This is a genomic window from Microbacterium sp. 18062 (genome assembly GCF_902706225.1).
GTDB lineage: Bacteria > Actinomycetota > Actinomycetes > Actinomycetales > Microbacteriaceae > Microbacterium.
Map to the genome: position 1 here is coordinate 1 of NZ_CACSKB010000494.1, position 420 is coordinate 420.

A 420-nucleotide genomic window follows, 5' to 3' on the forward strand; every position below is an offset into this window, starting at 1 on the left:
GCCGCGCGAGCATCCATCGCCGTGCCCCAGATTTTCACCATCTCAAGCAGCACGGCTGCATCGACTTCGACCTTGCGTCCTTTCAGCTGGGATGGTGAGAGCTTCTCCAGCTCGGCGAGCTCGCGACGCTGCTTCGTGGCGAGGGAGTTCACCATACCCTGGACCGAATTGATGATGCCCCCGGCGATTTTCGGAGGCGGCTTCCATTCGCGGAGTGCCGCGGGCCGGATCTTCGTTTTGCCCTTGGCTTGCTCCTTCTCCAATGCGGCACGCAGGTAGGACAGAGCACCATCGCCCTTCTCCCGCAGGACCTGGATGGCCAGCGTTGCCCCCACCTGCCCGGAGTTGACCATGCGGTGAACTTCCGCCGGCGCCTGGGCCAGCACCAGCATCGCCTGCACGTGAGACAGCTCTTTGTTC

At 63.3% G+C, this 420-nt stretch carries 1 protein-coding gene; it reads right to left on the reverse strand.

Annotated elements, in window-relative coordinates; translation table 11 throughout:
* Positions 1-401 (reverse strand): hypothetical protein (locus tag GVL03_RS20885; protein WP_200847388.1); only part of this gene is annotated, 401 nt, incomplete at its 3' end.
* Between the last annotated feature and the right edge of the window lie 19 nt (positions 402-420).